We start from the raw sequence: 5,156 nt of genomic DNA on the forward strand, positions 1-5,156 counted from the left end.
TTCGGACGCGGGAGGCGAGCAGGATCGCCCGCCTCCGGGTCTGGGGGACGCCGAAGTCGGCGGCGTTGAGGATGCCGGTCCACACGGAGAACCCCCATCCGCGCAGTATCGCCGCGTACTGCTTCCACAGCGGGAGGACATCGGGCACTTCCTCCATGGCGACCCACTCCGGTTCGTCGGTCGCGTTCAGCGCGCGGAGGTAGCGCATGGGCTCGGCGGCGAGCAGCGAGCGCTCGTCCCGGCAGGCGGTCAGCAGGCGTTCGCGGGTGTCGCGTCCGGCGGCGAGATCAGTGACCGCTTGGTGCACGAGCGACTGGTCCACCAGGCCGAGGCGCTTGCCGGCCATCGACCACGCCTGACAGGGGGGACTGGCGATCAGCCCTTGTGTTCGGCCGGCCCACGGCCACGTCGGGTACCTGGCCACGTCCGTTCGGATGGTCAACTGCCCGACGGCGGCTCGGGTCTTGCAGGCCCACTCGTCCCATTCCAGGCCGACGTCGGGTGCGCCGAGCACGGTCAGTGCGTGGCTCCAACCACCCGGCCCCGCGAAGAGGTCGAGGATCAACTGGCCAGCCCGAAGTCGTCCTGGTGGGGTCCGTGCTTGGCGACGGCGCGGGCCGTGATGGCCTTGGAGGCGTGGGCGGAGGCGGCGGCGAGTTCGTCGGCGCCGGGTTCGAGGTACCAGGGGCGCAGGTCGAGCATGGCGGCGCGCATGCCGGTGGCGAAGCACAGGGCGGTGCCCTTGGGCAGGGCGCGGATCGCGTCGGCGGGCAGGATCCGCTCCTGCCGCATGCTGACGGAGGTCGACTTTCCGGACTCGGACGTGGAGGTGGAGGTGGTCTCGACGTCGTGGTCGCCGATCAGGCGGCTGAGCTTGTCGGCGAAGTCCGGGTCGTCGATTCCGGAGCCGATCACCTTGACGGTGGAGGCGGACCACATCGCGTCCATGCCGGCATCTCCCCAGACCTTCTGGCCCTGCCGGTAGGACTGCAGGATCGTGATCGGGATGATCCCGCGGCTGCCGAGGTGGGAGTACAGATCTGGAAGGTCGCCGACCTTGCAGACGTTGGCGGCCTCGTCGAGGATCGCGAGCATCGGCGGGTCGAGGCGTCCGCCGGCGCGCTCGGCTTGGGCGGTCGCCGCCCGCATCACGGAGTCGGCGCATGCCGCGATCAGGGCGCTCGCTCCGCCGCCGCCGTCCTTCGACAGCAGGTACAACGTGTCGGTGGACGTGACGAACTCGCTCGGCCGGAACTCGGGAACCTTCTTCTGCGGGGTGACCCAGGCGGCGATCTCAGCGTTCAGCAGGGCTGCAGCGTACTGGCGGGCGGTTTCGTAGATGCCGTCGCGGGTCTCGGGCGGGCCTTCGACCGTGCCCTTGAGCTGCGAGGCCACGGCGGTGAAGCCGTGGTCGCGGAGGATGTCCAGCGGGGCACGGTCGGCGGGGAAGGCCAGCCACTGCATGACGTCCGTGATCGGCCGCTCGTCGAGCGCGGCAGCGAGGAAGAGCTGGGAGAGGATGTTGCTGCCGGCCTTGGACCAGAAGTCGCCCTGCTGGGAGGCGTCCACGCTCGCAGCCAGGAAGTGCCCGGCCAGGCGGCCGGCGCCTTCCAGAGTCATGGCGTCGGCGAGAGGGTTCCACCACATCTCGTGGGCTGCGTGCGCGATCTGCTGCGGGTCCATCGACCAGGTCCGGCCGACCTTGGCGCGGGCGTCCAGGGTGGCGGTGTAGGCGTCGCCTGCCGCCTTGTTGGAGGTCAGCAGGACCGGGCCGGGCGCGTTGAGAATGGAGGGGATGGCCAGCGAGGTGGTCTTGCCCGATCGGGGGGCCATGATGGCGACGGCGACGTCCTCGTACCCCATGCGGACCTCATGCTTGGTCCCCTGGAGGTTGCCGAGCAGGATGCCGGTGTCCCGGGCGTCGATGTGCTTGGCGTTCTTCAGGCTGGGGCGCAAGCTACGAACTTTGTCGGTGATCGCCTTGGCCATCAGCGGCTCGATGTCCTTCGGCCTGGCCATCCCGGTGATCTTCTTCTTCCGGCCGCCACTGCTCTTGCGGCGGGCCCACAGGAGCCCGGCCACGGCACCGAGCGCCAGCAGCGCGGCGATCGGGACGAGCCGAGTGCCGATCAACAGGGATGTTTTCCCGATGTGGGGCCATAGCTGGTCGGGGTGGAGCAGGGCGGCGGTCGGCTGGTAGGGCGCCCGGGCGCCTCCGGTGAGGTAGGCGGTGATGTTGCCGGACAGCCAGGCGAGGTGAGACAGGGGGACAACGACGGCGAGGACTCCCATGAGGAGACGGAAGGCGATGTCGGACCCGTCGGTGTTGTTGTTGGAGGCAGGAGGCAAAGGGCTACATGCTTCGATGCGGGGGCGAAGGGGTCAGCGGGTGCGGCCGGGGCCGGAGGGCGGCCGTTGGGGAACGCCGAGTGGTGTCCTCGGGGTTGCGTGGCGGGCGGCGAGTGCGCGGATGCGGTCCTCCAGTACGAAGGCGACCTGTGCGGCGGGCACTTCCTGGCGTGTGTGGGTGACGAGATCCGGGCTGTGTGTCGGGAGGCTGAGCACCGTGCCGGTGCGCGCTACCGGGTGAGGCTCGGTGAGCGCGGTGGTGAACGCGGCGATCAGGTGTGTCGGCGTGTGCTCGCCGAATCGGGCCTGCCACACCGGGGGCCGGGAATCGCTCAGGAAGGTGGTCACCCACCAGGTACCGGTCTCCTCGTGCAGGTCGACGCGTACCGTGCCGTCGGGTGAGGCGAGCCGGTTGTGGGCGTAGGTCGGGGACCAGCCCGCGCTGCGGAGCGGTTCGAGTGGGTCACGGGTGTCTGACGGATCGGTGGTGGGATCGGTGAGAGCGTCGGTGAACGCCGCGATGATTTCGACGGGTGTGCGGGCGCCGAAGCTTGCGTGCCAGGCGGGCCGGTCCGGTCCGGGTGCGTGGTGGAGGGTCCACCACTGGCCGTCGGGGTCGGGCTCAAGCCGCAGGAGAGCCTTCTGGTCGGGGCTGGAGAGGATGACGCGTGGCATCAAGGGGTCGTGGCCGTGGCTCCAGCCACAGGCGCGGTGCAGCGGGACGGTGATCCAGGCGGAATCACCGCCTCCGGCCAGGTGACGCGGTGAGATGTAGTCGACATCGACTGTCTCGGGGGCGTGCGGCATGGTCACCTCCGCACCGCGAACGTTCGGCCGGGCGCCCGGGTCGGCATCGTGGTGGGCGGTGGCGCCAGCGGCGAAGGGCTTTGTCGGGCAGCGGTGTTGATGGCACCGAGAACGTGGCCGTGGGTGGCCCAGTCGTCGAGGTAGCTCCAGCACTCGGCGTGGTGCTGGGCCAGAGCGCCGTCGAAGACGGGGGTGCCGGGCTTGGCGTCGGCGGGGAGGCTGTCGCGGGTGTGCAGCCATTCCTCGTGGAGGGCGTCGAGTCGGTCGAGGGCGGCATGCAGGGCGCCGAGCTGGTAGACCCATCGGGTCTGCGCCATGCCGGCGGGCACGAGGGCCAACTGGACGTCGGCGGTGGCCAGGAGATGGCGGGTACCGGAGCGGACGGTTTCGAATGCCTCTGCGGTGTCGGCGTAGCGCTTGCTCTGGCGCAGCCCGTAGGCGTCGTCGTCGTACGGCCAGCCGTCGAGGTCGGTGTGCTCGTCGGAGTAGACGTCCCAGGCGTCGAGGATCTTCTTGCTGTCGCGGAGGTATTTGTCGAGGTGGTCCAGGAATTCGCGATGAGCGTGCGGGGCGTTGGAGATAAGGGGGTCCATTTTCAGAGGGTCAGCGGCGGGCGGCCGGACGAGCGGCGGTGGTCGCCGCCGGGGCGGTCGTGGGCTTGTCGTTCTGCCGCCGGGCGGCACGGGCCTGCGCACGGATGGTCTTGAGACGCGCCGTGTGCACCTCGACGATCTGCTCCGGCCGGAGTGGGCTGGGATTCTGCACGGCACTGTGGTGGGCGGTGCGGTCGTGCATGCCGCGCTGGAGCGGGGCGGGATCGGCCAGCGTGGTGACGAAGGCGTTGACCAGGTGGACGGGCGTACGGTCATCGAAAGCGGCGTGCCACAGCCGGGGACCATGGCGCCCGCGATCGGAACCGTGGACCTCAATCGCCCAGGACACGAGAGAGCCACTGCACTGCTCGATACGGCAGGCACCATCCGGTGAACTGGCCGCTCCACGCGCATCGAGGAGCCACCCCGCAGCGTCCACCACGTCCAGTGGGCCGATCTGTTCGTTGCTCGCAGGGGCGACGAGGGCGTCGGTGAAGCTGCCCAGGATCTCGGCGGGCACCAGTTCGCCGAACGACGCGGTCCAGCCCGGCTCGGTGTCGGTGGATCCGGCCCACAGCCGCCACCAGGCGAATGGACCTGACTCCGGGACGAAGTCGAGGCGGTAGCGGTGATCCGGGCTGATCAGGACGATCTCGGGGCTGAGCGGGTCGGAGGCGCGTTTCCATCCGGCGGCGGCCAGGCCGTGGGTGACGTGGCGGGCGTCGCCGGGGCCGGCGAGGTGACGCGGGCTGGTGTCGAAAGGGATGCGCCAGGCGTGCGTCCTGGCGAATTGCGCGAGCTGCTGTTCGCTCACCGGCACGAGCCGCACCCCGGTTCACTCGGCGGCTTGGCGGCGTACAGGGCGCGCAGGTCGTCGATGACGTAGTGGAGGGTGTGTTGGTCGGTCTGTTCCCAGGCGGCGCTGCGCAGTTCCTGGACGAGGAGGTCGACTTCATGCGCCCGCGGCGTGTCCGGGCGGTGGTTCTGCACGGTGCGGGCGAGGGCGCGCAGGGCGTCGGCGAGCTGGATGGGGAGGCCGGTGTACTCGTCCAGTAGCGGCTCGACGAGGGCAAGCGCCTCGGTGGGGTCCGGCTCCTGGCGCAGGTACTCGGTGAGACGGGACAGGGTCTCGCTGGCAGCGTGGATCATGTCGGGGGTCAGGTCGGGCACAGGACTCCTCGGAATAGGGGCTGGGGTCGGGGTCAGCGGCGTGGGCGGAAGGCGCCGGTTCCGGCGTGGGCGCGGGGGGTGGTGCGGGGGCGTGGGCTGCGGACGGAGTTGCGGGCCCAGGTGGCGGCGCGGGCCGCAGCGATGCGCGCCTGCTGCCATGCGCTGAGCTGGGAGGGCAGGACGGACACCGACGTGGTCCGGATTTTTGTGCTGTGCGGGACGCGTCCGCGCGGACGC

General features: G+C 70.4%; 6 protein-coding genes and 1 pseudogene. All 7 read right to left on the reverse strand.

The features are described from left to right. Nucleotides 1-565: DNA cytosine methyltransferase (locus BEK98_RS46600; protein WP_143684274.1), on the reverse strand; the 565-nt coding region annotated here is incomplete at its 3' end. After that, complete coding sequence (locus BEK98_RS46605; RefSeq protein WP_094222874.1) at nucleotides 562-2,349, reverse strand: type IV secretory system conjugative DNA transfer family protein; 1,788 nt, start codon at nucleotides 2,347-2,349, stop codon at nucleotides 562-564. The genes BEK98_RS46600 and BEK98_RS46605, both read right to left, overlap by 4 nt. Before the next feature lie 33 nt (nucleotides 2,350-2,382). Then, nucleotides 2,383-3,156 (reverse strand): SPDY domain-containing protein, encoded by a 774-nt coding sequence (locus BEK98_RS46610; protein WP_094222875.1) that lies wholly within the window; start codon nucleotides 3,154-3,156, stop codon nucleotides 2,383-2,385. 2 nt (nucleotides 3,157-3,158) lie between these two features. Beyond that, a complete protein-coding gene (locus BEK98_RS46615; protein WP_094222876.1) occupies nucleotides 3,159-3,749 on the reverse strand; it encodes a hypothetical protein in 591 nt (196 codons plus the stop codon). 10 nt (nucleotides 3,750-3,759) lie between these two features. After that, nucleotides 3,760-4,563, reverse strand: coding sequence for an SPDY domain-containing protein (locus BEK98_RS46620; RefSeq protein WP_341869059.1), 804 nt, complete (start codon nucleotides 4,561-4,563; stop codon nucleotides 3,760-3,762). Next, nucleotides 4,560-4,919 (reverse strand): hypothetical protein, encoded by a 360-nt coding sequence (locus tag BEK98_RS46625; protein WP_094222877.1) that lies wholly within the window; start codon nucleotides 4,917-4,919, stop codon nucleotides 4,560-4,562. Before BEK98_RS46625 ends, BEK98_RS46620 begins: the two co-directional genes overlap by 4 nt. A 32-nt stretch (nucleotides 4,920-4,951) precedes the next feature. Beyond that, nucleotides 4,952-5,156: pseudogene (locus BEK98_RS46630) on the reverse strand (SPDY domain-containing protein); the annotation flags it as partial.

Source organism: Streptomyces diastatochromogenes, from assembly GCF_002242805.1.
Lineage (GTDB): Bacteria > Actinomycetota > Actinomycetes > Streptomycetales > Streptomycetaceae > Streptomyces > Streptomyces diastatochromogenes.